The organism is Acaryochloris sp. CCMEE 5410 (assembly GCF_000238775.2).
Lineage (GTDB): Bacteria > Cyanobacteriota > Cyanobacteriia > Thermosynechococcales > Thermosynechococcaceae > Acaryochloris.
The window spans coordinates 1,489,278-1,516,066 of the sequence record NZ_AFEJ02000002.1 but is presented as its reverse complement, the minus strand read 5'-3'; the positions used below and the strand labels follow the sequence as shown (position 1 = coordinate 1,516,066).

The window sequence follows — 26,789 nt, the reverse complement described above, 5'->3', positions numbered from 1 at the left end:
TTTAATAACGTGTGTGCAATCTGCGATGTTCGAAATTGATAAAAACTTAGAGCAATTTGGATCTTGACTGATATTTCTCTCGTTTTGATCGGTCTTTATAGATTGGCTAAGATCCGGAACTAAGACTCATGCACAAAAGAAGGATTAGCAGGTTTCGGTGTAATCAGTCCATCTTCTACATAGACCACCCGATCGGCGATATCCATAATTCGGGGGTCATGGGTAACCATTAGAACCGTGCAACCTTCTTCCTTGGCCAATTTACGCAGCAATTCCATAATCGTATGGCCTCGTTGGGAGTCCAGTGCAGCAGTGGGTTCGTCTGCCAGAATTAGCTTGGGGTTTCCGGCTAACGCTCGTGCGATCGCAGTTTCTATTGAGTGACGATGAACGGTTGATCACTCTATTGAACACCACGGTCTTTCTGCATTCTGAGTCGGTCAGGTTTGCCAAGTTAGAATGACGATGTAATTGAACTCTAAATATCTGCAACTACGGTTTCAGAAAGAAAAAATGGTTACAACACTGAAACAGCCATCCTCGTTGATACACGAAATTCGGCTCGAACCAGTCGGTAATTGGTATTTGTTTAAATTCACTGATACGCTTCAACTTCGCATGGAAAGTCTGCTAGATAAAAAAAAGGCTGACCAACTTTCCCTTGAGGAAATAGCAGAGCTAGATGCCATATCAGAATTAGATCGCATTTTTACCCATATGAACGCAATGCTTGCGGCTCAGCATGCCAATTAGCGATGAAACGAAAAGGGCAGTCCGAGAACAAGCCAAGTATTTGTGCGAATATTGCCATTCATCAGAGCGTCTGAGTGCAAGCCGCTTTACGATTGATCACATTACACCCAAATCTTTAAGTGGATCTGATGATCTTGAGAATCTTGCACTGGCATGTCGTCGCTGCAATGAAAGACGTTATAACTTTGTTGCAAGCATTGATCCAGAGTCACAAGCTACAGTGCCTATCTTTAATCCTCGATTACAGAAATGGGATGAGCATTTCACTTGGGTCGATCAAGGTATGTTGATAAAGGGAATGACCGCAGTTGGTCGTGCAACTTGTGTTCGTCTGGATTTGAATGACACTCGCTATCCAGAAAAAGATTCTATCCGGGAGACAAGGCGATTTTGGACCAAAACAGGATTTCATTCACCATAAGTCTTTGCCCTAGCGCTTAAGCTATTGGTTTGCAAGTTGTCTAACACTGTGTTGCCATGGCGGAGCACAAGCAGTTAACTGAAAGCTAAAATTACTACCGCCATCCGACTCCACCATTATTCTTTTTCTTCTTACCCTTTTGTATCAATGAGGCCAAGATCCATCACTAAGGATCATGCGCAAAGGAGAGGTTGGCAGGCTTAGGTGTGATCAGCCCATCTTCTACATAGACGACGCGATCGGCGATATCCATAATTCGGGGGTCATGGGTGACCATGAGAACCGTGCAGCCTTCTTCCTTGGCTAATTTGCGCAGCAGTTCCATAATCGTATGGCCCCGCTGAGAGTCTAGGGCAGCCGTGGGTTCGTCTGCCAGAATCAGCTTGGGATTTCCGGCTAACGCTCGTGCGATCGCAACCCGTTGCTTTTGCCCCCCAGACAAGTCCCGCGGCAGACTTCGGGTTTTATCCGCCAGCCCTACTTGCCTGAGTAGCTTGATCGATTGCTTCTTTGCGGCCCGACCGCGAATCCCCTTTAAATTCAGGGTCGCTTCAATATTCTCCGCCGCCGTCAGGGCAGGAAAGAGATTAAAACCCTGAAAAATAAAGCCGATATTCTGCAAGCGAAACTTGGAAAGCTTATGGCGAGGTAGTCCCGTGATGCTTTGGCCGAGTAAGGAAACCTGCCCACTCGTGGGAGTCAGGATTCCTCCCAAGATGGACAACAGCGTCGTTTTCCCCGAGCCTGACGGCCCCATCAGTAATTCGACATCCCCAGTCTTAATTTCTAGATCAATGCCTTTCAAAACCTTGAATTGCTGATCGCCGACTTGGAATGCCATTTCAATACCTTTGGCCTGAATGGCAGGCGTGGCCAGATCACCAGCAGTATCAGGAGTGGAGGGCATCAATGTCATCGGTTGAGGTCGTTGGCGAAAAGCAAGTTGCATCAGGTATATCTCTCTTGACAGGTTTCCCAGTTGAGTCAGTTTTGTTTCCGAATCAGTTTACGACTTAAAGACGAGGGCTGGATCGAGTCGAGTCACTTTTTGAATGGCAAAGATCGCTGCTCCACTACACATGGCGACGGTGACGACAAAAACCCCGGCCGCCGTTGCCGGACTAATCAAGATCTGAATCGCTTGAGCCTGAATTGTCCAAGCCCCTAAGCCTACACAAAGTCCCATACCTGGCAAATATCCCAACACCGCCATCCACAGTGCCTGCTCTAAGATGACGCGATAGATATACCAATCAGACGAGCCCATGGCCTTCATGGTGCCAAACTCCCGCAGATGGTCCGTGACGGAGGAATAGAGAATTTGGCCCACCACAACGGTTCCAACCACAATGCCTACCACTGCACCTAAACCCAAGATATAGCCGACCCCAGTACTCTGCTGCCAATAGGTTTGGGTTAATTCTGTGAGTTCAGTTTGCGTAAAGGCTTTGGTACCCGGTAGGGCCTCTTCTAGGCGATCTTTCAGGGCGGAAAGGTTTTCACCGGATTTCGCTTTGACCAAAATATAGGTAATCCGGTTTTGATCCGTTAAATCAGGCGGATCCGGTGGGGTCTCATCCGGTTTAGCGATGGGAGAGTTCAGATAGGCCGTAGCATTCGGTAAAGACGTAAAAATATAAGGACTTGCCACAATCGAGCGGGTCCCGGTTGTAATCCCTTTAATCTCTCCTTCGTAGGATCCTATTTCAGCCCGATCACCGACTGCTGAGACATCCAGGAGTTTAAGATCGGCTTGATCTACAAAGATTTTATAGGGCTGTTGGATATCCTTTAGGGTTCCTTCCAAAAGAGTACGCGGTCGAAACAGGGTATCTTCGGGGTTAAAGCCAATAATCCGAATGGGGGCAATCTGATTGGACTTATCCCGCCACACGGTGGATTGAGCAATTAGGGGTTCTGCGCGATCGACCCCTTCTACCTCTTTCGCTTCAGCCAGCTGTTTGTATTCCAAAGGTAGAGTTAAGGCCAAATGGCGTAGCTCTTCGGAGGTCACCCAGATATCTGCATCGGAATTTTCAATCAGTACGGTGGATGAACGGGTAAACCCATTGAGGATACCAATTTGAATGGTGACTAACCCAACGGAAAACATGATGCCTGCCTGGGCAACAATAAAGCGAGGTAGGTCCTGGAATAAATTTTTGCGGGCGATAGAAACCATTCGTTTACGTCGGGGGGAGATTTAGGGAGCAATGGCTCACCAGTGGACTTAAATCATCTCAATTAGGTGGAAGCAAACTCTTTTTTCGCACCTAACAGTATAAGCATGATTACCTAAACCTACAGAACTTTGCTGAGAGTAATCTGAAAAGAAGCCGGGTTTACGCTGTAATTTTCATTCACTCACAGCCGAAACATCAGATCCACGAGGAGTCCATACAGATGGGATGCGACATTCACTTATTTCTCGAATACTGCCACCCTTCATGGGGCATCGAACCTATAATCGCCAACTTCTTTTCTGTCAGCCGCGATTATCGCCTATTCACAGCACTCGCTGGTGTGCACAGCTACGACGATGATGTGCCCGCGCTTTTCGTACCCCGTGGTTTACCCGACGACGTATCACAAGATATTCACGAGCAGTTTTACACCACAATCATTCCCGATGATGCCGACGACTCGCGGACAGACCTCATGCATGAATGGTGCTATGAATCCGATGCCAAGCACTATGTCGCCAAATGTAATGCTCATATCAAAGAGTACAAGGATGGCCATCGTTACGTTTCAAATCCCGACTGGCACCATGCCAGCTATTTGACTCGCAATGAAATAATCGATGCCTGCAAACACGCTGGATATGATTTATTGAATGCGCCGGATGAATTTCAAATGGTAATGGACTTCATGCAATCCATTGATCATCGGTTCAGAAATGATGCTTCAAGGATAATATTTTGGTTTGATAATTGAATCCGGAAATCACAACCGAATACTCAGATCCGCTGGGGCTAAATGTCCATATGGAGGATTAAAATTACCGTTGTGGAGATATTCAACCATGAAAAGTCAAAGGATTGGGTTAGAGTTAAACGACTTCACCTGTGCTGAGAAAAATCTAACTCATTCTACAAAGTGAAAAAACTTACAACAAAACAGAAGATTAATGGGGTTCTGATCTTGTTAGGACTGCTCCTTCTAGGTAACTCATATGTGAAATGGGAGTTCTTAACTGCACAAAAAGGGCAAGAGGTTGAAAAACTCTTGAAGGATAATTCTAATGAGTGGATGCTACCTCCAGAATTCTTCAAAGTAGTTGAGTACAACGATCAACGAATCGTTGCATTTATGGTTGAGACAGGTGGGCAGGATATGCTGGTTGAATTTAAAAAAGATACACAGGGAAACTGGGAACTTTCTCGTAGCGCCTGGTGTACAGTTGCCAATGGAACGCCTCGCTGCTTTTTCCCTTGGTACTCTTTGAAAGGTCTAGGGCAAGCAATTGAATATGGATGTTCTCGGTCATGCTTTACACCTTAGCTTCAGGCAGTGACCTTTTACATCACAGTATTGATGAAGCGAAAAACCAGAAAAATTATTGTTGCTGGTGCTGAATATCAGTGGATGGTAGAGGAACTCATGTGGCCAGAGCATGAAGTCCGAATTTGGTGTGAGAGCTGCGGGAAGCGGCTATGGTGCACGGTTAAATTTAACGAGATTGGTCTTATTATTCGTCCATCTTCGGTTGCCAAAATCATTCGATATGCGAATGAGCAGATTCCACCAGGTTCTAGTCGCGCTACTCAGTTTGATTGGATAGAGTGTTTTAGATAACAGCCCATAAAGACCATACCAGGAATGGATTATGACATTTAAGGCCAATTTTGAACCTATGGCGGAGTGCATGTCACGAGGTAGAGCTGCCAAATCCTCTAGATTCAATCTTGCACAAAAAATTTGAAGAACTACGTCAATCTCGTCTAGCAGTTGTTGATCACCTCGAAACATCGAATTTCCCCACCCATGACTGAGTCGCCTCGAAATCTTCTCCCGCTATGGGACTATGGTTGGTGCGAGCATGAACACGTTTCACTTCCTCGTTGCCAGTCTCCACAAGAGATCATTCGAGAGTATCGGCTTAGTGAGGCATTTGGTAATAGTTTCGTCGGCCCAAAGTCATCACACACACCAGAACTTCACGGCCCATTTTCGAGTTCTTTGATTTCGGATTCCGATTTTGAGTTAATTACACCCAAGCGTTTTCAAGAGCTGATTGCAGCCATACCTGCAACTTCAGGTTTCACAGAGCCTCCCACTGTCGAGCAGTGGGAGGCGGTCCAGCGTCTTGTATCTGAGGTGAGCAACCGCCATACATGGTTGTTCGGTCTTCGTTTAACCGAGGATGACCAAGAGTGTTTCCATGATTGGGGTTTTGTGCTTACGATTTTTCGGGAGTTTATCTGCGCAAGTCCAGATAAAGATTTAGCGGAGCGTTTAGTTTTTGGTTATGACTGAGATCATGAGGCCTAATTCAGGCCAAAAGGTTGATAACGTATGCTTTCGTCTTCGGGTAGGCGCTTAGGATGGTTTAAGCACAGGTTTGTAGAGGTTCATTTCATACCCCTATCTCGAATACCGTTACCCATCATTGAGAATCACCCTAGTAATAGCTATGCCGAAAAAGTACATTGAGGTTGTTGGCGAAGGTTCCTACCAAGAATTCCCTGAAAAAGTCGTTCTTGATATAGAGCTTTCAGTTAGAGCAGCTAAAGAGGAAAGTGCAGGCGAAGAAAATAGGCAACTTGCAAATACTCTCGTTAATGAGCTGCTTGGAAGTGGCTTAACTCAAGAAGAAATTTATTTTGGCGGTCGAGAGTCTGTTGTTCCGTGGTGGAAGCGAAAAAAGGCTGGGCAAGAAACTCGGACGAAGATTACCATCATTTCTTCCAAGCGAGAGCTTGTCTATAAAGCAACTGAGCAGATTAATCGCTACAGAGAGAGCAAGCGAATTACAGTCGAGATATCCGAGAGACAACCTATTTATGCAGCCCATGAGGGTGCTGATTTTGAGGCATTAGAAGCCGCCCTGAAAAATACGAGGGAAAAAGCTGGACATCTAGCTCAATTGGCTTCTTGTGTTCTGGGAGAAGTCCTAGAAATTGAAGAGTGGAAAAGGAATACCCGTAGTTCCGGTAGCTATGGCGACCCAGATTGGTGGGGTGATTCTGGCGCAATGATGTGGGCGGCAGGTTCCGCTGGTTTTGATGACGAGCCAGCCAGTTATCTAAAAGGCAACAATAGAACGGTATATGTAAAACTGAGGGTTCGCTATGAAATCAAACCAGCAGTGTCATATAAGTCAATCTTCAATAGAGGTCGATGATGTTTAGAAGTGATTTTTGATTATTGAATGGGCTTGCATTTAACCCAGACCTACAAATGAATGCTCGACGAACAGACTACATTTTTATTAGGTCTTGACTCATTCCAGTAAGGCCATTCGTTAAATTCAAACTGCCATTCAATATAATATTGAGACGTCTATCCTCATGGAATCATTACTCACTTCACTGGACAAAATCATTGATATTTGGCAACAAGATAGAGAAGATTTGATAGAGCTTATACAAGCAGGTCTTAGTGTTCAAGATATTCAAGGATATATAGCTAATCTGCCGTTCCAATTACCTCAAGAAGTTTATCAACTCTATCATTGGCGAAATGGTATTCAGATTCCAGAATTCCACGATATTTCACTTGATTTTATCCCCGGCTTTTGGTTTTTACCATTGGCAGAGACACTCAAGGAATATGAGCATTTAAAGGAGTTCAAGAAAAACTGCACTTTTTTACAAGACAAAGCCTACCATCGGCCATGGTTTCCTATCTTGAGCAGTGATTTGGGATACTTTCTAGTTCTTGGTGACAAAAATATGTGTATCTCCTCTCCTGTATTCTTTTTAAGCTGGAATAGCGGAGATTTAATCTTTGAAGCGAGATATCCTAGCTTAACTAGCATGATGACTGTAATTGCTGAGTGCTATGAATCCGGTGCTTACTACTTTGAGACAAAGGTGATGGATCAATTTGGCACTATTGTTGAATTTTTAGAAGAGGATCCACAAGAAGTTTCTAGAATTAGACTTAAGTATGTATAAGACGCGACTTGATGCTTCACAAAATTGATTAATAGTTTGTGCTTAGCAGTAGATGTTAATTTTGCTCATTTATGTGGGTTCGCCTTCTCCTCACTAGCGCTCCCAAGGCGGCACTGGCTGGAACCGTTCCAGTAAAAAATCAATCATGGCATAAACTTTCGGAGCAATAATCCGGCGACTGGGGTACAGCAACCAGATAGAAACATCTACCATCAGTGGGAAGTCTGGCAATACCTCAACCAACAGCCCAGACTTCAAACTTTCACTGGCATTCCAGACAGACTTAATGCCAATTCCCAATCCCTGCTCCAGCATTTTACGCAGAGCCTCACCGTCATTGACCATAAACGAGTGGGGAACGCTAATGGCCTGTCCATTTTTAAACTTCCACTTGGTCACTTCAGCCAGACTGACACATTGATGGTTCACCAAATCATCAGGGGTTGCAGGCATACCATACTGCTCAAGATAGGCAGGAGAAGCAACCAGAATCCGCCGATCAGCAGCTAGCTTTCGCAGCATCAGACTGCTATCGGCCAAGGGGGCATTGCGGATAATCAGGTCATAGGCCCCTTCCACCACATCCAAGACCTCATCTGATAGGCGTAAATCCAGGCTGACTCGCGGATGGCGGGCGTGAAATTCAGCCAAGGCAGGAATAATATACATCCGACCAAAGGAGCCAGGCATGGTAATTCGCAGTACCCCTTCCGCCTCGGTCCCTTGTCCCTTGACGGCACTCAACCCCGTCTCTAGGGTTTCAATCATCTGCTGGGCGTAGGGCAAAAATGCCTCACCATCCGTGGTTAAAGAAACGGCTCGGGTCGTGCGGTTAAACAGCCGAAAGCCCAACGTTTCTTCGAGTTTCACCAGACGGGCACTGGCACTGGCAGGAGATAGGGAAAGATCCTGCGCCGCTGCCGAGACCCCGCCGCGGGCAGCAATCCTGAGAAATAAACGGAGGGACAAAATATCCATTTATCAAAAATATCCGAATTATTATTTCGCGAAAAGCCTGTTTATCTTTCTAATTTAAATAATTATCATGCGGATAACGGTTTAATAATTCGATAGGAGGCGAAATAATGAAAGCCATTGGGTATAAAGATGCGGGGTCAGCAGCAGATGTCCTGATTGAATTTGAAACAGCAACGCCCCAACCGGGTCCAAAAGATTTACTCGTGGAGGTCCGGGGTGTTTCAGTGAATCCAGTGGATGTCAAACTGAGGGCCAGTGCGCAACCCGATGGTGAACCTCGCATTTTGGGGTTTGATGCTGCTGGAGTCGTACAGGAAGTAGGCTCAGATGTGACCCGGTTTCGGCCTGGTGACGAAGTGTTCTATGCCGGTGACATTACTCGCCCTGGGACTAATGCCCCGTTTCAGGTCGTCGATGAACGAATCGTCGGTCACAAACCCTCCTCCCTGGGGTTTACAGAAGCCGCTGGCATCCCCCTGACCAGTATTACAGCCTGGGAAATGCTATTTGATAGCTTCGGGCTTAAAGAAGGCGAAGGTGCGAGGGAAGCACTTCTCGTGATCGGCGGTGCGGGGGGAGTGGGTTCGATTCTGATTCAGCTTGCCAAGAAACTCACAGGGCTAACTGTGATTGCGACAGCATCTCGCGAGGATACCCATGCTTGGGTCAAGAAAATGGGAGCCGATTATGTGGTTAATCACCGTAACCCCCTAGACGAAGAACTGAAGTTTTTGGGCATTACCCCCCGATATGTAGCGGCCTTAACCCACACGGACAAGCATTTTGCTGCCATCCGAGAGTTGATTAAGCCCCGGGGACATATGGCGCTGATTGATGATCCAGGCGCTCTGGATGTGACTTCTCTTAAAACCAAGGCTATTTCTTTGAGCTGGGAATTTATGTTTACTCGGTCAATGTTCCAAACCGAGGATATGGACGTCCAGCATCAGTTGCTGAATCGAGTTTCAGAACTACTCGACAATGGCACGCTGATCTCGACGGTCAATCACCATGGTGGCAGTCTGAATATTGAAAATCTACGAGCTGCCCATGAATTCCAAGAAAGCGGAAAGGCCATTGGCAAGACCGTGTTGGATGGGCTGGCGGCAGCTGGTTAAACCTTATTCCGGTTGCTAAGGGGGGATAGCCCACTGGGGTTGATCGCGCCCCCCTGGGAACCTCGGGGACTGCATTCTTTCACTCGCTTGGAGAAATCAAAATGCTCAACATCAGGAACATCAAAACAGTTCTCATCCTGGCGCTGGCCTTCTTCATTACCGTCCTGGGTAACACGATGGTTTCATCCCAAAGTCTTGCTCCGAAACCGAAAGCTACCGCTGAGATCCTCCTAATGTCTGATGTTCAGTGGGGACCACTCAACCCCGCCCGTGGCGACAAAAGCCCAAAGGCAGGTCAGCTTTGGGGCGATCGTACTGGCTCAGGACCGTCCGGATTTCTCGTGGAGTTTGTGGACGGCTTCTCGTCGCCCCCTCATATCCACAATGTTACCTATAAGGGCATGGTCATTCAGGGCCTCCTTCATAATGATGATCCGGATGCGAATAAAATGTGGTTGCCAGCAGGGTCTTTCTGGACCCAACCCGCCGGAGAAGTCCACGTTACCGCTGCCGACGATAGTAATAACCTGGCGTATATAGAGATTGAGGAAGGCCCCTATCTGGTCCGCCCACCGGAAGCTGCGTTTGACAATGGTGAACGGCCAGTTAACGTCGACAAATCGAATCTAGTTTGGCTGAATGCCTCGAATATCACCTGGGTCGATCAGCCTGAAATGCCGGACGGAGCCAAGGTGGCCTTTCTCTGGGGTACCCCCCAGGAGGACCAATTGAACGGAACCTTAATTAAGCTGCCCACTGGGTTTACGGGAGAAATACAGAGCCACAGCTCAACCTTCCGTGCGGTTGTGATTCAGGGGCAACCCAGCCTCCACTCGGGTCAGACCAACATCCTGGAGCCAGGCAGCTATTTTGGCTCGGAAAGAGAGACGGTGCATAAAGTTTCATGTGAAGCCAAAGAGGAGTGCGTTATCTACGTGCGTGCTCAGGGCAAATATAACGTCGTTTCGTCGTAGTCCAAGCAGTAATCGCACCAGTTTTACCCAGACAACCATCAGTCATATTCTTATCGATTCACGAAAAGCCTTAAGCCGTGGAGCGGTTCCCCATGCTTCAACGAAGGCTTTGGGTCCGATGGCCGGAAGGAATCGAAGGTGCGATCGCAAATCTTTCACACCCAAACAAACCATCCCAATTAATCACGAAATAAGGAAATCGCAAATGAGCTACACCACGTTCAATGTTGAAATCAAAAACGCCATCGCTTGGGTCACCTTCGACTATCCCCCCGTTAATATTCAGGGCCTGCCGATGCTAGCGGATCTCAATATGCTGGCCCAAAGGCTGGAAACGGATCGCACCATCAAAGTTGTGGTGTTTCAATCCGCCCATCCCGAAATTTTTGTGGCCCATGCCGACACGAATTTCCTCAAAGACATGTCTGCGATCGCAGTCTCTCGCAACGAAGTCAAACTCCTGGATTTACAGGTGGTACTAGAGCGGATCAGCAAGCTGCCCCAAGCCACCATTGCCAAGATTGAAGGCTTTGCCCGTGGCGGTGGTCATGAATTTGCCCTGGCCTGCGATATGCGATTTGCCGCTCGGGGTAAAGCCAAATTTATGCAGATGGAAGTTGCCATGGGCATCCTTCCCTGTGGCGGGGGCGCATCGCGAATGGCCCGTCAGATCGGTTTAGGGCGAGCCCTGGAAATTATTTTAGGTGCAAAAGACTTTGACGCGGACCAGGCCGAGGCCTATGGCACCATCAACAAAGCCCTTGCCCCAGAGGAAATTGGCCCATTTGTGGAGGCTTTGGCTAACCGGATCGCCCTCTGGCCCGCTGAATCGATCAACGCCTGCAAACAAAGCGTCTACGCCTCCATTGACAAACCCATTGATGAAGCCCTGCAGGAAGAAGCCTATTGGCTCTATCAGGCCACCAGTCAAACCCCGGCCTTAAAGCGCTTTACCTGGGCAGATGAAAATGGTGCTCAGTTCGACATGAACAATCAACACAATTGGCAAGACATGGTCATTAGTGTGCAGGAGATCCAATAATGAACACAGAATGCAAGACTCGCAAGCCTGTGGAAGATACCGGGTTTCAACCCATTAATCGGGCCTACAACGCCGTATTCCGTCCCAACCGATTAAGCCTCGGTCTCGTGGTGCCGATCGAGACCTATGCAAAGGGACCTGTCCCCACCCTGGAACGTCATCTTGAACGGGTTCAGCTAGCCGAGGCCCTCGGGTTTGCAGCGGTGTGGTTACGGGATGTGCCCTTCAACGTGCCCACCTTTGGGGATGCCGGGCAGACCTACGACCCATTTGTTTATCTAGGGCTATTGGCAGGCCAAACCCAGCGCATCGCCCTCGGGGTGGCCAGTATCATTCTGCCCTTACGACATCCAGCCCATGTGGCTAAAGCCGCCGCGACTGTTGATGTAATGTCAGGGGGACGGCTGATTCTGGGGGTCGCTTCGGGAGATCGACCAGAGGAGTATCCAGCCCTTAACCGCTCCTTTAGCGATCGTGGAGCAGCGTTTCGAGAGAGCTTTGACTACATCCGGCAGATGAGTCAAGAATCCCCCACCTTTGACAATGCCTTTGGTCACTTGAAAGGTGGAATGGACATGCTGCCCAAACCCACCTCGGGCAAACTGCCCCTACTGATTACGGGAGGCAGTCAGCAAACTCCTGAGTGGATTGCACAAAATGGGGACGGCTGGATGACCTATCCCCGCGATACGGTGATGCAAGCACGCGTCATTCGCGATTGGCAGGCACGGGTTGAAGCATTAGACGGTACTGACAAACCCATCATGCAGCCACTATATGTAGATCTCACCGAAGACCCCAACACCCGACCACAACCGATCCATCTGGGATTCCGATTAGGAGTCAACCATCTGCGGGCCTATCTCCAATCCCTGGAACAAATCGGCATGAACCATGTAGCGCTGAACCTGCGCTTTAACCAAGCAGATATCGAAACAACCCTAAAACGTCTAGCCGACGATATCTTGCCAGAATTCGCGGGTGATTAAGGAAGCAAAAACCATGACAAAAACAATCCTGATTACAGGCTCCACCGACGGCATCGGTTTAGAGACAGCCAAAATATTAGTTTCAAAAGGTCACAGAGTGCTGTTGCATGGACGCAACCCTACCAAGCTAGAGGCCGCCGCAAAATCCCTCTCCGCTCTACCGGGCAGTGTTGCCAGCTATGTTGCCGATTTATCTCGGATGGCTGATGTGGCCTCACTAGCTCAAGCGGTGGCTAAAAACCACCCTACCTTGGATGTCCTGATCAACAATGCAGGGGTCTTTAAAACACCTAATACAGTTACGCCGGAAGGGCTGGATGTCCGCTTTGCGGTAAATGCGATCGCACCCTATCTCCTCACCCAGCAGCTTCGCCCGCTGATGCCTACCTCTGGACGGATCGTTAACGTGTCCTCCGCAGCCCAATCTCCGGTGAATCTAGAGGCTTTGGCTGGACGAGTCCAGCTCACTGAGGACTTTACTGCTTATGCCCAAAGTAAGCTGGCCCTAACCATGTGGTCTCGCAGTTTGGCCCTTTCTCCTACAGGGGATGGCCTCACCATAATCGCCGTCAATCCTGGGTCCATGCTGGGCAGCAAGATGGTGAAAGAGGGCTTTGGCGTAGCTGGGGGTGATCTACGGATTGGCGCGGACATATTGACTCGCGCAGCCCTAGCAGATGAATTCGCGGTTGCCTCAGGTCAATATTTTGACAACGATAAAGGTCAGTTTGCGTCGCCCCATGCCGATGTACTCGATCCGCAGAAATGCCAAACAGTTGTGACTGCTATTGAGACCTTGTTGGCAGACCTATAAGTCAGCTCTAATAAAACTAGATATCAAGAAAGTTTTCCTGTCTAAATGCAAAAGGAGAGGCTATCGCCCTTTATTCAACTTCAGACAGCACAACCACCTCTGTGGTATCAACGGATTTAGCACCCTTAGTTTTTTTGACCAGTTCAATGACCTTATCCAAAGCCTCTTGATCTGGCACTTCACCACTCAGCAGTACTTTGTCCCCTTTTTGTTGAATATCAAGCGTTGCCACCAAGGGCTTCAGATCTGGATCAGCAACCAACCCTAAAATTACCCGCTTAGCTAAGCCCTGGTGATCGTATTGACCTTCTGGTCCGCGATGTTCCGGTGCAATATAGGAGCGCCGACGGGGAAAGGTTGAGTGATGCAGGTACAGTCTTCGAGAAAAAGGATAGTAGTAGGGAGAATAATGCCGAAATCGTCGATGGAAATAAGGGTAGTGGCGAAACCGTCGTCCAAACCGGCGACGATGGTGAAAGGATCGGTGGCGGAAAGGTCGATGGCGAAGGCGTCCAGGGAAACGTCGAAACTTTCGATGCCGGAAATTCCGCTTGGGAAATCGTCTAAAACGGCGAGGATGAAATCGACGTCGGTTTTTAAAACCACCCCGCCGCACACCTTTATGCTTACCTGCCAATAGAACGGTTTCGTTTGTAGGAGATTGCGCCAGATCTTCTGCTTTAACGACTGCCACATCAACAGTGAAGACAGCTAGCAGGGATGCCAATACTAGGGATGGGTACTTCATACGGTTACCTCCGTTTGAGTACAGCCGTGGGAGATTGCATCATTCATTCCCCCGTACATTACCCCATGACTGATGATTGAACATCATGTTTAGCTAAGTGAGTTAGCCGTTGGTAATGAACTTCACCCAAGCTCAGTAACTACAGGGTACCGCAAAAATCTGAGAGTCGTCTGAGCAGACCTGTAACTTGTTATTTTTCGGTGCAGATCGATAACAATTGTGCCTGAAATAAGCGATCTATAGCTTCGGGTCATAATAATTGCGAAGCATCGATTAGCATGATGCTATCGAATCGCCTCACTCTCTTGATATGAGATTGAATACCTATTACTGGAACTGGTCGATCATTTTATTTTTGATAGAGCTGTATATTGCACTCCATATTGATGACTGCTTTATCCGTCCGTATATCGGTGAACTGTTAGTCGTTATTTTGATTTATACAATCGTTAGAGCATTTTTAAGGTTGCAATTTTGACCACTGCTATCGGTGTTTGCACAATTGCAGTTGAAGTCTTACAGTATTTCAAAATCTTAGAACTTCTAGGATTAGGATCCTCATCATTGGCGAGAACAGTCATAGGTACCACCTTTAGTTGGGAAGATTTAGTAGCCTATAGGCTGGGTATTTAGGTTCTGCACTACCTTGAGAAATCCATAGGGACCCATACAAAAGAGTGGTCTTCCGTTAAGTAATTAGACCCAACCTTTTTTCAGGTAAACAGCATTGTACAGGCAAATCCATCACGCCTAACCCAGATTTAAATGCTAACGATACAATGTGTTGTCGTTGCAACTAAGGCAATCAATAGCAGCGAGGAGGAGATTATCGGTTTCAATAAGTACTGCATATTTGTTACTGCAAAAAAGACTAATATCTTTTGGTAGGTTAAAGATGCTGTTGCTGCAAATACCATGCATAATCGTCAACAATGGATAGTACCCGCTCTGGTCTTATTCATAGGAGGTTGTGCCACAGACGCTAAATTTAACGATGTTTACACTCAAATAACACCCCCACAACTGCAGGCAGGTCAACCCATTCCTTTGCCAAACAGTGAACCAATCCTTAAAGTCACAGGTCGATTGGGAAACACCAATCAAGACGATCACATCATCATGGATCGGCAAACCATCGAATCCCTTGGGTTAGTCGAATATTCTGTTCTAGATTTATTTGAACAGCAAAATCATATATTTCGAGGTGTTTTGATGCGAGACTTGCTCGATCTCTGGCAGGTCGACTCCCAAGCAACAACGTTGAACCTCAAAGCACTGAACGATTACAACATTCAGGTCCCCATCATTTGGCTCAAGCAATATCCTGTTCTTTTTGCCCTACAGCAAGATGGTAAAAATATGCAGTCTGATTACAGGGGACCCGCGATGCTGGTATTTCCATATCAACAATTCCCATCCGTATCAGAATTTGCAGAAGAATCCTACTGGATCTGGCAAATCGCAGAAATTAATGTGCAGTAATAGCTATGCATTATCATTCTGGCATTCGACCAGCGGCCCGACAGTCCTGGATAACGCAGTGGCAACTCGTTCTATTCCCTGGAATTATGCTAGGGCTTGCTTCGAAAGTCTAAGGTTGAATATTTGCAGTGTATCCAAGTGTTGAGCGCCCTTGAGAAGTGCAAGGAAAATCGTTCAAAATACTCAAAACCTTTGCACATGCACCCCAATGTATCGTCGTCCATCCCCCGGTCAACTGTCCTTTAAGAACTTCTACTTGCCCTTCGGAGGCAAACTATCAGAAGAGAATCGCTGGGTCAAACTCGCCGAGCTGATTCCTTGGGAGAGCTTTGAGTCAGAGTATGCAGAGCAATTCAGTCAGACCATGGGGGCACCTGCCAAACCCTTTCGTGTGGCCTTAGGGACCTTAATCATCAAAGAGAAACTGGGTGTATCCGATGCAGAGACCGTAGAACAGATTCGAGAGAACCCCTACTTGCAGTACTTTCTGGGTTTTAGTGAATATCGAGAGAGTGCTCCGTTTGATGCCTCCATGCTGGTTCACTTTCGCCAACGGTTGAATCTAGAGCTACTGACTCAAGTCAACGACGCAGTCGTGGAATCAGTGCTCGCATCTGAGGGTTCTCCTGTTGTGATGTCCCCTGAGTCATCTCCTTCTCCTGAAGATGACGAAGATGAGCCTCCTGCCCCTCCCAACCAGGGCCAATTGTTGATAGACGCGACCTGTGCGCCAGCCGATATTCGCTATCCGACAGACTTAGATCTGCTCAATGATGCCCGCAAAGCGAGTGAAGCCATCCTTGATGCTTTATATGCTCAAGTCATGCTGTCTCTCAAGGGCAAACCTCGCACCTACCGCCAAAAGGCCCGCAAAGCTTATCTGGCCATTGCCAAGAAACGTCAACCGAGTCGCAAGCTGATTCGTAAAGGGATTCGTCAGCAGTTGGGCTATGTGCGTCGGAATCTAGCCCACATTGATGGATTGATAGCTTTAGGAGCGTCTCTGTCCCGACTGTCCCGGCGACAGTACCGTCTGTTGCTGGTGATTCATGAAGTCTTTCGACAGCAAGAGTGGATGTATCAACAGCACGTGCGTCGAGTAGATGACCGTATTGTCAGCCTCACTCAGCCTCATGTCCGACCGATGGTCCGAGGCAAAGCTGGAGTACCTGTTGAGTTTGGGGCCAAGCTATCCCTCAGTTGTGTCAACGGATGTGTGTTTCTGGAACGTTTAAGCTGGGATGCGTTCAATGAATCCCAGCATCTTCAATATCAAGTGGAAGCTTTTCATCGTCGCTTTGGCCATTATCCTCTCTCAGTCCATGCCGACCAAATCTATCGAACCCGAGCTAATCGACGATGGTGTAAAGCTCGAGGTATCCGATTGAGTGGACCACCGTTAGGAAGACCTCAACAAGACCCCAGGTGCAGGGCCAACTCAAGCAACAAGCACGGGAGGACGAAAAGGTGAGAGTCCAAATTGAGGGCAAGTTTGGGCAGGCCAAGCGAAGATTTGGCTTGAATCGAGTGATGGCGAAGTTAGCGGATACGGCTGCTAGTGCGATTGCTATCACGTTCTTGGTGATGAATCTAGAGCGGTGGCTCCGCCACCTTTTATCATTCATTTTTGGGTGGGATTGCTGGTGTTGGAAAGCGTTATGGAGCTGCCAGGGCTGCCTTGGGGCTTTTCTAGGGCCAGTGAAGGAATATGGCCCTGGCCGTCACAACTGGGTTGATTGTACGATTTGATGCCAGGAATTAGCTCAATTTACTTTTTCAGCAAACCCTATGCTAGTCCTACTGATCGGAATTGTTGCTGGTGGACAATCATTACGGCAACAAATTGAGACGCAAGACAAGTCCCTAGAGCTTAACTTAGTTAGAGGCGTCCATGATTTTAATCAGCTCCAGAGGGAAGTGAATCGTCTTCGACTTCAGATGACCCGTAACTCTACTACCAATAACAAAAACTTAAATCTACAGTTGAAGATTACGCAAAGCCGATTCACGATTATTCAACGGCACTCCCTAGCTCGCAACTTAAATACTCAAGTTGCCACCATTAAAGATCATTTAATTCAATCTTGGTTGTCGTTAAAACCTGAGATCCAACGATGGCAGCTAGACCCCAGCAATACTAAGCTCAAGACTCAAATTATTGACCAGCTTGACAACCTAGAACTCGATATCAATCAAGTTTCTCTGCTTCACCAACGCCAACAGTGGAAGCAATATCAAAGTCGAATCCGACGTCATTCCCATTCGCTACAGCTATTGAGCATCATCACCATTTTGTTTTGCGGGTTTACCTTGTTGGTCGGTTACCTACTGATGCAATTTGTGCGTGCCCGTCAGCGCTTATTAGAAAAAGTAGAACAGTTGGCCACCATTGATGATGTTACGCAAATTGCCAATCGACGCCATTTTAATGCCGTTTTTGCCCAAGAGTGGCAAAGAATGCTCCGGGAACAATCTTGCTTATCTTTACTCCTGTGTGATGTTGATTGCTTTAAGGCCTACAACGATCATTATGGTCATCAAGCAGGGGATAGTTGCTTGTTTCAAATTGCCCAAACCATTCACAACTGTATGCGCAGACCCAGTGATTTTGCAGCTCGATATGGTGGCGAAGAATTTGTGATTATTTTGCCTCATACCCAGCTACCTGGGGCTCAAGCTCAAGCTAAGGTTATTCAAGAGAACCTACAAAAGCTAGCCTTGGCCCATGCTGAGTCCATCATCAGTGACTATGTCACCATCAGTATTGGCATTGCTAGTGGGATTCCACAATTAGAACTGAATTCCCATCAGATGATCGAGCAAGCCGATCAGGCACTGTATCAAGCCAAAGCTCAGGGCCGCAATCGTGCGTGTGCTAACGAGTTTTAGACGTTGTTGTAAGGTCTTGATCTGTTAGCTCACGGGCATCCCTAAAATATCTTCAATTTTAGGTAGCTCCTCTAAAGGAATCACGCGACCTTCATCAATAAAGCCATCAATCTGATCGAAATTGAGATAGCGGTACAGATCATCCGCAAATGGATCAATCTTCTTGGCAACAATGTCCTGGTATTCCTCAGGGGTGGGAATACGACCGAGTAATGCACAAGCAGCGGCTAACTCTGCTGAACCTAAATAAACCTGTGCGCCTTTACCCATCCGGTTGTTAAAGTTTCGGGTTGAGGTGGAGAACACTGTTACTCCATCTTCCACACGGGCTTGGTTCCCCATACAGAGGGAACAGCCTGGCATCTCCGTTCGTGCCCCAGCTGCGGCAAAAATACCGTAGTAGCCCTCTTCTCGGAGTTGCTTTTCATCCATACGAGTCGGTGGACAGATCCAGAGCCGCGCTTTTGTGGTTCCTGCACCTTCCAAGACCTTAGCTGCTGCCCGGTAGTGACCAATATTGGTCATGCAGGAGCCAATAAACACCTCATGAATTGGGTCATTCACCACTTCAGACAGAGTTTTGATATTGTCTGGGTCGTTAGGAGCCGCCACTAGGGGTTCGCAAATCTCATTGAGGTTTACGTCTACCACTTCGGCGTACTCTGCATCGGCATCCGCTGACATCAGAGTCGGATTTGCCAGCCATGCTTCCATTTTGGCCACCCGGCGCAAAATCGTCCGGGCATCCTGGTAGCCACGGGCCGCCATATTCTTGAGTAGGGCAATATTAGAGCGTAGATATTCGGCTACGGTCTCTTCGCTGAGTTTAATCGTGCAGCCCGAGGCCGATCGCTCTGCCGATGCATCCGTTAATTCAAAGGCTTGCTCTAGTTTTAGATCCGGCAATCCTTCCATCTCTAGGACTCTGCCAGAGTAGATATTTTTCTTATTCTGTTTTTCAACGGTCAGCAATCCCTTTTGGATAGCCACGTAGGGAATAGCATTGACGATATCCCGCAGGGTAATTCCAGGCTGTAGATCGCCAGTGAATTTAACCAAGACCGACTCCGGCATATCCAAAGGCATGGCCCCAATCGCTGCCGCAAAAGCCACCAAACCCGATCCAGCAGGGAAGGAAATGCCTAAAGGAAAGCGGGTATGGGAATCGCCCCCTGTGCCCACGGTATCGGGTAGCAGCATCCGGTTAAGCCAAGAGTGGATAATGCCATCTCCAGGGCGCAGGGCGACGCCACCCCGAGAAGCGAAGAAATCGGGCAGATGGGTATGGGTATCGATATCAACGGGCTTGGGATAGGCTGCGGTATGGCAGAAGCTTTGCATGACCAGATCAGAACTAAAGCCTAAGCAAGCAAGCTCTTTCATCTCATCGCGGGTCATAGGGCCAGTGGTATCTTGCGACCCCACGGTGGTCATAAGAGGTTCACAGGACATACCAGGACGAACCCCCGGAAGACCACAAGCCTTGCCCACCATTTTTTGGGCTAGGGTAAAGCCTTTTCCAGAATCGGGGGGTGGGGTGGGTCGAGTAAAGACATCACTCGGCTCCATCCCCAGCTCAATGCGAATCTTATCTGTCAGGGACCGACCAATCAGTAAAGGAATCCGGCCTCCCGCTTGGACCTCATCAGTAATGGTTTCAGGTTTGAGGGTAAAAGTGGTGAGAACTGTGCCTGCCTCATCTGTAATTTCGCCTTTGTAGGGATAGATGGTAATCACCATCCCAGTTTCGAGGCCAGAGACATCACATTCAATGGGCAAGGCGCCTGAGTCTTCCGCCGTGTTAAAGAAGATGGGTGCAATATTGCCCCCTAAGATATAGCCGCCAGCTCGCTTGTTGGGCACGAAGGGAATATCATCGCCAATATGCCAGAGAACCGAGTTAATAGCCGATTTGCGAGATGATCCGGTACCGACGACATCTCCCACATAGGCAACGGGGTGTCCTTTTTGCTTAAGCTGAGCCAAGGTTTCTAGGCCATCTGGCATCCGGGTTTCCAACATGGCTAGTGCATGGAGCGGGATGTCTGGGCGGGTAGTGGCATGGGGGGCGGGAGACAAATCATCCGTATTCGTTTCTCCCGGTACTTTGAAGACGGTAACGGTGATGGATTCGGGCAGCTTCGGTTTGCTAGTAAACCATTCTGCTGCGACCCAGGAGTCAACGACGGACTGGGCATAGGCATTGGTTTGAGCGAGTTCCATCACATCATGGTAGGCGTCGTAAACCAAGACTGTATGCTTGAGGGCAGTGGCGGCAGCAGTAGCGAGTTCAGCATTGTCTGATTTAAGTAGGTCCACTAAAGACTGAACGTTGTAGCCGCCCATCATGGTGCCGAGGAGTTCAACCGCAGCGATGGGGGTAATGAGGGGACTGGTAGTTTCGTTGTTTGCGATCGCACTCAAAAACGAAGCCTTCACATAGGCTGCCTGATCAACGCCGGGTGGGATGCGATCTCGCAGCAATGCCATTAACGCGTCTTCTTCACCCGCTGGCGGGGACTTGAGCAGCTCACATAGATCGGCTGTCTGCTCAGCCGTCAACGGCAGCGGCGGAATGCCTAAAGCAGCCCGTTCCTGAGCGTGTTGGCGGTAAGATGTCAGCATTTCCAAACCAGATCCCATGAAGCGTTCTCAATCAATATAAAGTACAGTTAATTTACTCAACACTTGAATCACGAGCCTAGACATCTGGACAGATGTATCAGCATCAAACAAGGTTTAGCCACTATATCCAATATATCGTTGGATCGTCAGAGTCTATTGTGTCGCTTCATACTGCCAGGTCATTTCGTCCATTCCACATCAATAGTCTTGATGGTCGTGCGGTTGTAGGCTGTAACGGTCGCTTCCACCTGTGAACCGCTCCAACCCATTGAAGTTAATCGATAGGTGTAGTTTGGTCCCAGTTGCTGCTTGGCGCGTTGCAAGGCTTCAGCCGCATCAGCACTGCTCAAGACAAGATAAATAAGGACGCTAAGGATGACCGCAAATCCAGCCCCTCCCACCCATGCGCTAATGGGGGGCAGTGCTTTCATCCCAGATGATCTTAGGGCAGCCAGGATCTGTGGATGGCGGAGTTGAAAGTACAACCACGGCAAGTAGATGGCTAAAACTCCAGTGAAACTCCATGAGACCGTATTCAAGATCGGATATAGGCGAAATTGAGTCATCCACAGGTCTTGATCTTGAAACACCACTACTCCAATAACGGTGGAGAAGACCCGGTACATCCAGTAAAAAGCTGAGAACCAAGCAACCCCATTCGTCACCTTTAAGTTCCCTCTTAAAAGGAAGACCCCGGCGATTGCGCCTACACCCCCAAGACCGGATATCGACTTCACACCGTTTTCACCTCGATAAATCAGGATCAAAATATCGAGTAGCCCAAATAGAATCAGTGACCAGCCAGCGCGTTTTAATCTCGTTCGATAAGTCTGGAACATAGGGATAAAAATCCGCCAATATCTTTTCTCTGTGTGCGTTCCTTGGAATGCAGTATGGAACTATCAAGCCTGGCTGCAAAAGCAGCTAGATTACATCATCAAAAACCAAAATCTGATAATTTTGCTATAAATATTGCCTTTTTTTAGATAAAGCCAAAGGCTAAATAATTACTGCTGTGGGAGGCAAAGATAATGTTCCATCACTCTAATTCAACCTATTTATCAACGCGGCTACTGCTCAGTGTAGGCGTCGCTTTAACCACATTACCTGGGTTATATGGTTGTAATAACCAAGCCAATAAGGAAGAGGGCAAGCCCCCAGTATCGTCGGGTTCTGTTGCACCTAGATCCGCAAAACTCCCAACCCTAAACCTTCCTCCCCAAACCAACCTATCGACTCCGACGTCTAATCAGCCCGTTAAAGGAACTCCCAAATCTCAACCTGCCAATCCCCTCGGGACAAGCCCCGCGACCTCAAAAGTCCCTCCCAGCACCATTGAAATCCCCACCAGCCTGGCAGAAACGAACTCACCCACTGCAGCGACAGTCCCTGCTCAGCCCCCCAATGCAGTGCCAGCTCCCAGTCCGATTCCCTCGGGTATCAGTCAACCTGCTCCCCCCGATATCCCTGCTGCTAATACTCCAACCCAGAATATTCCGACCGCAAAGGCCCCATCTGCCCCACCTGCAGCAGACTCCCCCGCTGGCTTAACGGAAGAAGGCAAGGCCATCCAACAATTTAATCAGCCCATTGATCCTAATCTTCGCCTCACCTCCCCTTCTGCTTCTACCTCTAAAGCATCCACAGCACCCAAACCACTCACGTCTTCCTTCGATACCCGTCCTTCGTCTGGAACGAACAGCGCTGGCTCTTCTAGCACCCTGTCCTCCTCTAGCTCCAATCCCTCTGGCCTTAGTCCCTTGGAGTATAAATACAACCCATCCACAGGAACCTACAGTACCGGGACTGCCGAGTAGCGACCCTCTAGATGAAACCTATAATGCTCGTTGAGCCAGTCCCATCATTCTGAAAACGAACTGGTCTTTTGCAAGGAAAATTGTGGTGCAAAGAGGGCAGGTTGTCCTCCCGTGTGCCAAAACAGAACGGTTTGTTGGGGATTAAATTGCCCCTTTCGGATTAAATCGATTAACCCACCCATCGCCCGACCCGAATAAACTGGATCGGCAAGAATGCCTTCTGATTGCGCCAGGAGGTTAATCGCCGATCGCTCTAGATCTCCAACCCTGCCGTACCCAGCTCCCAGATAGGCGGTTTCGACGCGAAAGTCTGTGGAGTGAAATTGGCGATCTGATTGGAGCAACTTTGCCGTTGTAGTGGCTAACTCGGCCAATTGATCTGGGTAACTCAACGGCTGATCTTCAGCCTTATCAATACGAATGCCAATCAGCTCTACATCCATCGCCAAGAGCGATTTGCCAACGGTCAACCCCGCCTGTGTCCCCCCTGAACTGGACGCGAACACAATCGCATCCACGGATACTGACATGGCCTGAAGCTGTAGCTGCAATTCAGCCATCGCCGCCACAAAGCCAACTGCCCCCAACGCATTGGACCCACCATAGGGAATGACGTAGGGATGCCGACCTTGGGCTTGTAGCTGGGATGCGATCGCACTCAACTGCTCCCCTTTGCGATCCGTCCCTGTCCAATGAATTTGAGCACCTAAAAGCTCATCCAGCAATAAATTCCCATAAGCCTGCTCAGATGGCGTCCCTCCTAAAACTAGATGGCAGTCCAGTCCAACCATGGCTGCAGCTGCCGCCGTTTGTCGACAATGATTCGATTGAGATGCCCCTGCCGTAATGACACAATCGCAGTGTTGGTGTAGCGCTTCTGCGATTAAGAATTCTAGCTTTCGGGTCTTGTTGCCTCCCAGAGCCAACCCAGTTTGATCATCCCGCTTCATCAAAATTCTGGGTCCATCCAGCACTTGGGACAGTCGAGGTAGCTCAACAATAGGGGTTGGGAAAAATCCTAGGGATCGACGGGGTAAATGGTGAAATAGCATATTTAGAAAGAGACCAGCTATACCCGCATTCTAAAAAAGTAGAAGATGAGAGGGATATTGCCATCAAAAATCCCCGCAATCTAGCCTTTTTTAGGGTAAAAAACAGGGAAAGTGACTATTACAAATACAGACTAATACCAAGGAGGGGTTAGAGGGCTCCGGCAGACCGTAGACCTAAAATCATTCCAGCACCAATCCAGTGGGCAAACACCCCAGTCGCCAGCATTTCAGGCACACCAAAGTCTTTCATAGAATCCGGCACACCAATGGGCAAAGCGGGGCCTTGGCCTGGATACTTAATGGCATAACGCCCTAAGAACACCATCAGCAAGTTAATAAACAGCATCAGTATCCCTGTGTTAACGGTCCAGGGATGACTTTCGAAGGTCGTCAAAAGTATGGGATGCATCAAAATTGTTCTCCTAAAAACAGCGAAACGGACTAAATCTAAAAATCTGTAACGTCGCTGACAAAATTATAAAAATTGAACTGGCGCAAAATTTTGTTTTGTTTTAAGAGTTAACATTTCGCCATAAAAGTGATCCCACCTTATGCTGAAAGAAATACATGGTATGCAGGGGATTTTATGCGAGTCAAAATTTGTGGCATTACTCAGCCTGATCAAGGGGTTGCGATCGCAACCCTAGGTGCCGATGCCCTCGGATTTATCTGTGTCTCTCAGTCCCCCCGCTACGTTACGCCCCAGCAGATTCAGGCGGTTACCCAAGCGTTACCCACGCAAACTCTAAAGGGAGCCCCCCTAAGCCGGATTGGTGTGTTTGCCAATGCAGATCTAGACCTGATTCAACAAACTGTAGAAGTCGGCCAGTTAACCGGAGTCCAACTTCACGGAGACGAGCCACCAGAGTATTGTCAGCAAGTCAAAGCGAAATTACCAGAGGTTGAATTGATCAAAGCGTTTCGGGTTCGTAGTGCTGAAACCCTTGCTCAGATCACGCCCTATGAGACCGTTGCAAACACCCTGCTCCTCGATGCCTATACGCCTCAAGCCTTAGGCGGAACCGGGCATACTTGGGATTGGACGTTGCTCAAGACTTTTACACCAAAGCTTCCTTGGTTCCTAGCAGGTGGTCTCACCCCTAATAACGTGACACAAGCCGTAACGGCTTTAACGCCATCAGGAATTGATCTCTCAAGTGGGGTGGAACAGGCTCCAGGGAATAAAGATTTACGAAAAGTAGAGCAGCTCTTTCAGCAGGTTCATTAGTGGGTTGTATGGGTAATTGTGTAAATTACTCCGTATCAGAAAATTCATGAAAGGACTGAATAACCCTTTATTCTGCTTCTAGTATTTGGAATCACTACATTGCTTTGCACTAAAAGTACAGTTATTTTGAGAACGCCTCATTTATGTTCTGACAATACGAACTGTAAAATGCTCCATCTCAATTACATCCGGTAAAGATGACTCAGGACCATTTATTCTCCTCAGCTGACATAAATATCATGAGTCAGCAATCCATCATCTTAATTGCAGAGCCTGATCAAGAAATCAGTAATCATATAGCCCAACTTCTGGAGAAGGATGGTCACCTAGTGATGACCACTTCCAATGGGGAAGAGTGTTTAGAGGCATACAAGAACATAATGCCTAATCTTGTGATTCTAGATGCCAGGATGCCCAAGATAAACGGTTTTGAATGTTGCAGAAAACTTTTGAAATCACCAGCTAATGCCACCCCTCTAACCCTAATAATTACAGGGTTAGACGAAGAGGAATCAGTGAATTTAGCATTTGAGAGTGGCGCATCTGATTTCATTACCAAGCCTATCCGCTGGCCTATCCTGAAGCAGAGTGTACACATCCATCTTGAGAATAATCGGCTTAAGAAACAACTCGAAGAGACAACTCACAAACTACTCCAACTATCCTCTATGTATGAGTTTAGGCAACTGACCAATCGACAGTTTTTTCTAAAACAAATCCAAGTTGAATGGCTACGGATGGTCAGAGAGGAATCTCATTTATCCCTGATGATTTGCGAGATTGATGGCTTCGAAACTTACGTTGATACCTACGGTCATATACAAAGCGATCAGTGTCTATCCCAAGTCGATAATGCCATCCATCAGAGTCTCAATCGTCCGGCTGACCTTACCACCCGATATGGTGGCGGGAAAATTGCAGCCCTTCTCCCGAATACGTCTTTAGAAGGGTCCCTCCACATCGCAGAGAAAATCCGAGGAGCTGTAGCGGCTCTGGCCATTCCTCATCAATCTAATGCTTTCTCAGATGTCATCACGATTAGCTTGGGGATTGCTAGTGTGCTTCCTTGTACTCAATTGATGGGGGCCGGAAGCTTTTATCAATCTGCAGATAAAGCCCTGTCTAAAGCTAAAGCTGAAGGAGGTGATCGGATAGTAGTCGGTACTCCAATAGATTAATGCCGCGATATCTTTCCCATCTTCTTCAATACCTCCCTTGCGATAGCCCTAGTCTTATTTTTTGAGAGGCATCAACAAACTGATGGCTGCAGTCTTTAAAGTTGGGGGCTTGCCGCTATGGATACGACCATTCCTAACGACATTGAGAGAAGGGGAGCATTGACGTTGGTCTGGTAAGAACCATCTACATTCCCATATCTAGTAGACTACCCAACTTATTTATGACCCACAATTTCAGACAGTTGCTGCACACCCTCTCCCTGCATTGTTGTCAGCAAGTCTATATTGTCAGCTGAGATATTAAAGAGGTCTATTATGAGGATCGATGTATGTACACATAAAAGTCCAAAATTTCCTCTCGGTACTTTGACAATCCCTGCTCAAATTTGTGCATCTTGATTGTTCTGCAGTTGATTATAAAAAATGAGACGGAGATTTAGGCTCTGACCTTAAAAAATAACAACAAGTTAAAATATATTTGAGATTGGGGAATGATAAGGCTAAAGAGAAATTCACAAAAGATAAATATAGTTTTATCTAAATTATTTATATCTTGATC

The 26,789-nt window shown here is 47.8% G+C and carries 28 protein-coding genes and 2 pseudogenes; 21 read left to right on the top strand and 9 right to left on the bottom strand.

What is annotated here, in order from left to right; genetic code table 11:
- Positions 1 to 119 precede the first annotated feature (119 nt).
- Positions 120 to 368: pseudogene (locus tag ON05_RS27835) on the bottom strand (ABC transporter ATP-binding protein); the annotation flags it as partial.
- Here ON05_RS27835 and ON05_RS27830 point away from each other — a divergent pair.
- Genes ON05_RS27830 through ON05_RS27820 form a run of 3 tightly spaced genes read left to right on the top strand, consistent with a single transcriptional unit; the run spans position 305 to position 1,174 of the window.
- Complete coding sequence (locus tag ON05_RS27830; RefSeq protein ID WP_236619148.1) at positions 305 to 463, top strand: hypothetical protein; 159 nt, start codon at positions 305 to 307, stop codon at positions 461 to 463. The pseudogene ON05_RS27835 and the gene ON05_RS27830 overlap by 64 nt on opposite strands.
- Before the next feature lie 50 nt (positions 464 to 513).
- Entirely contained in the window at positions 514 to 753 is a 240-nt protein-coding gene (locus ON05_RS27825; RefSeq protein ID WP_010480289.1) for a hypothetical protein, read from the top strand.
- Positions 743 to 1,174 (top strand): HNH endonuclease, encoded by a 432-nt coding sequence (locus ON05_RS27820; protein WP_010480288.1) that lies wholly within the window; start codon positions 743 to 745, stop codon positions 1,172 to 1,174. The genes ON05_RS27825 and ON05_RS27820 overlap by 11 nt, the downstream gene beginning before the upstream one ends.
- Before the next feature lie 166 nt (positions 1,175 to 1,340).
- On the opposite strand, the gene ON05_RS27815 is transcribed toward ON05_RS27820, so the two are convergent.
- Positions 1,341 to 2,123, bottom strand: a complete 783-nt coding sequence (locus ON05_RS27815) for an ABC transporter ATP-binding protein (protein WP_010480286.1) — start codon at positions 2,121 to 2,123, stop codon at positions 1,341 to 1,343.
- A gap of 57 nt (positions 2,124 to 2,180) precedes the next feature.
- Complete coding sequence (locus ON05_RS27810; protein WP_010480285.1) at positions 2,181 to 3,356, bottom strand: FtsX-like permease family protein; 1,176 nt, start codon at positions 3,354 to 3,356, stop codon at positions 2,181 to 2,183.
- A 221-nt stretch (positions 3,357 to 3,577) separates the two neighbouring features.
- Between ON05_RS27810 and ON05_RS27805 the strand changes: the two genes are divergently transcribed.
- From ON05_RS27805 to ON05_RS27780, 6 genes are all read left to right on the top strand, one after another.
- On the top strand, positions 3,578 to 4,111 hold the full coding sequence (locus ON05_RS27805) for a hypothetical protein (protein WP_010480283.1): 534 nt from the start codon (positions 3,578 to 3,580) through the stop codon (positions 4,109 to 4,111).
- Positions 4,112 to 4,351: 240 nt separating this feature from the next.
- Positions 4,352 to 4,678 (top strand): hypothetical protein, encoded by a 327-nt coding sequence (locus tag ON05_RS27800; protein ID WP_262562426.1) that lies wholly within the window; start codon positions 4,352 to 4,354, stop codon positions 4,676 to 4,678.
- Positions 4,679 to 4,711: 33 nt separating this feature from the next.
- A complete protein-coding gene (locus ON05_RS27795; protein WP_029315695.1) occupies positions 4,712 to 4,972 on the top strand; it encodes a hypothetical protein in 261 nt (86 codons plus the stop codon).
- 189 nt (positions 4,973 to 5,161) lie between these two features.
- On the top strand, positions 5,162 to 5,653 hold the full coding sequence (locus tag ON05_RS27790; RefSeq protein WP_139026139.1) for a hypothetical protein: 492 nt from the start codon (positions 5,162 to 5,164) through the stop codon (positions 5,651 to 5,653).
- A 157-nt stretch (positions 5,654 to 5,810) separates the two neighbouring features.
- Positions 5,811 to 6,521, top strand: coding sequence for an SIMPL domain-containing protein (locus tag ON05_RS27785; protein WP_010480275.1), 711 nt, complete (start codon positions 5,811 to 5,813; stop codon positions 6,519 to 6,521).
- A gap of 166 nt (positions 6,522 to 6,687) precedes the next feature.
- Positions 6,688 to 7,296: an SMI1/KNR4 family protein gene (locus tag ON05_RS27780; RefSeq protein WP_010480273.1), complete on the top strand. Its 609-nt coding sequence runs from the start codon at positions 6,688 to 6,690 to the stop codon at positions 7,294 to 7,296.
- Positions 7,297 to 7,389: 93 nt separating this feature from the next.
- Here ON05_RS27780 and ON05_RS27775 read toward each other — a convergent pair whose 3' ends face one another.
- Entirely contained in the window at positions 7,390 to 8,274 is an 885-nt protein-coding gene (locus ON05_RS27775) for a LysR family transcriptional regulator (protein ID WP_010480271.1), read from the bottom strand.
- 107 nt (positions 8,275 to 8,381) lie between these two features.
- Here ON05_RS27775 and ON05_RS27770 point away from each other — a divergent pair, with 107 nt between their 5' ends.
- From ON05_RS27770 to ON05_RS27750, 5 genes are all read left to right on the top strand, one after another.
- Positions 8,382 to 9,392: a zinc-binding alcohol dehydrogenase family protein gene (locus ON05_RS27770; protein WP_010480269.1), complete on the top strand. Its 1,011-nt coding sequence runs from the start codon at positions 8,382 to 8,384 to the stop codon at positions 9,390 to 9,392.
- Positions 9,393 to 9,493: 101 nt separating this feature from the next.
- Positions 9,494 to 10,366, top strand: a complete 873-nt coding sequence (locus ON05_RS27765) for a DUF4437 domain-containing protein (RefSeq protein ID WP_010480268.1) — start codon at positions 9,494 to 9,496, stop codon at positions 10,364 to 10,366.
- 205 nt (positions 10,367 to 10,571) lie between these two features.
- Positions 10,572 to 11,408: an enoyl-CoA hydratase/isomerase family protein gene (locus ON05_RS27760; RefSeq protein WP_010480266.1), complete on the top strand. Its 837-nt coding sequence runs from the start codon at positions 10,572 to 10,574 to the stop codon at positions 11,406 to 11,408.
- Positions 11,408 to 12,397, top strand: coding sequence for an LLM class oxidoreductase (locus tag ON05_RS27755; protein WP_010480264.1), 990 nt, complete (start codon positions 11,408 to 11,410; stop codon positions 12,395 to 12,397). Before ON05_RS27760 ends, ON05_RS27755 begins: the two co-directional genes overlap by 1 nt.
- Positions 12,398 to 12,410: 13 nt before the next feature.
- Complete coding sequence (locus ON05_RS27750) at positions 12,411 to 13,211, top strand: SDR family NAD(P)-dependent oxidoreductase (RefSeq protein ID WP_029315694.1); 801 nt, start codon at positions 12,411 to 12,413, stop codon at positions 13,209 to 13,211.
- Between the two features lie 70 nt (positions 13,212 to 13,281).
- Here ON05_RS27750 and ON05_RS27745 read toward each other — a convergent pair whose 3' ends face one another.
- Entirely contained in the window at positions 13,282 to 13,959 is a 678-nt protein-coding gene (locus ON05_RS27745; protein WP_085945254.1) for a BON domain-containing protein, read from the bottom strand.
- A gap of 474 nt (positions 13,960 to 14,433) precedes the next feature.
- On the opposite strand from ON05_RS27745, the gene ON05_RS38750 reads away from it, so the two are divergent.
- The 4 genes and pseudogenes from ON05_RS38750 to ON05_RS27730 all read left to right on the top strand — a co-directional run bounded on the left by ON05_RS38750 (position 14,434) and on the right by ON05_RS27730 (position 18,330).
- Entirely contained in the window at positions 14,434 to 14,592 is a 159-nt protein-coding gene (locus ON05_RS38750; protein WP_201768006.1) for a DUF2809 domain-containing protein, read from the top strand.
- Positions 14,593 to 14,874: 282 nt separating this feature from the next.
- On the top strand, positions 14,875 to 15,441 hold the full coding sequence (locus ON05_RS27740) for a molybdopterin-dependent oxidoreductase (protein WP_010480255.1): 567 nt from the start codon (positions 14,875 to 14,877) through the stop codon (positions 15,439 to 15,441).
- Between the two features lie 208 nt (positions 15,442 to 15,649).
- Positions 15,650 to 17,288, top strand: a pseudogene (locus ON05_RS27735) (IS5 family transposase).
- Positions 17,230 to 18,330 (top strand): diguanylate cyclase, encoded by a 1,101-nt coding sequence (locus ON05_RS27730; RefSeq protein WP_010475883.1) that lies wholly within the window; start codon positions 17,230 to 17,232, stop codon positions 18,328 to 18,330. The pseudogene ON05_RS27735 and the gene ON05_RS27730 overlap by 59 nt, the downstream one beginning before the upstream one ends.
- Before the next feature lie 24 nt (positions 18,331 to 18,354).
- Here the strand turns inward: ON05_RS27730 and acnB are convergent, their stop codons facing one another.
- A complete protein-coding gene (acnB, locus tag ON05_RS27725; RefSeq protein WP_010475884.1) occupies positions 18,355 to 20,955 on the bottom strand; it encodes a bifunctional aconitate hydratase 2/2-methylisocitrate dehydratase in 2,601 nt (866 codons plus the stop codon).
- Positions 20,956 to 21,134: 179 nt separating this feature from the next.
- Entirely contained in the window at positions 21,135 to 21,692 is a 558-nt protein-coding gene (locus tag ON05_RS27720) for a hypothetical protein (RefSeq protein WP_262562420.1), read from the bottom strand.
- Positions 21,693 to 21,986: 294 nt separating this feature from the next.
- Between ON05_RS27720 and ON05_RS27715 the strand changes: the two genes are divergently transcribed.
- Entirely contained in the window at positions 21,987 to 22,772 is a 786-nt protein-coding gene (locus ON05_RS27715; RefSeq protein WP_010475888.1) for a hypothetical protein, read from the top strand.
- A gap of 44 nt (positions 22,773 to 22,816) precedes the next feature.
- Here the strand turns inward: ON05_RS27715 and ON05_RS27710 are convergent, their stop codons facing one another.
- Both ON05_RS27710 and psaK read right to left on the bottom strand, forming a co-directional pair.
- Positions 22,817 to 23,824, bottom strand: a complete 1,008-nt coding sequence (locus tag ON05_RS27710) for a D-cysteine desulfhydrase family protein (RefSeq protein ID WP_010475890.1) — start codon at positions 23,822 to 23,824, stop codon at positions 22,817 to 22,819.
- Positions 23,825 to 23,972: 148 nt separating this feature from the next.
- The gene (gene psaK, locus ON05_RS27705) at positions 23,973 to 24,233 is read right to left on the bottom strand and encodes a photosystem I reaction center subunit PsaK (protein ID WP_010475892.1); all 261 of its coding nucleotides are present in this window, start codon (positions 24,231 to 24,233) and stop codon (positions 23,973 to 23,975) included.
- A gap of 177 nt (positions 24,234 to 24,410) precedes the next feature.
- Between psaK and ON05_RS27700 the strand changes: the two genes are divergently transcribed.
- The gene (locus ON05_RS27700; protein WP_010475893.1) at positions 24,411 to 25,052 is read left to right on the top strand and encodes a phosphoribosylanthranilate isomerase; all 642 of its coding nucleotides are present in this window, start codon (positions 24,411 to 24,413) and stop codon (positions 25,050 to 25,052) included.
- 197 nt (positions 25,053 to 25,249) lie between these two features.
- Complete coding sequence (locus tag ON05_RS27695) at positions 25,250 to 26,230, top strand: diguanylate cyclase domain-containing protein (protein ID WP_316964626.1); 981 nt, start codon at positions 25,250 to 25,252, stop codon at positions 26,228 to 26,230.
- Positions 26,231 to 26,789: the final 559 nt, after the last annotated feature.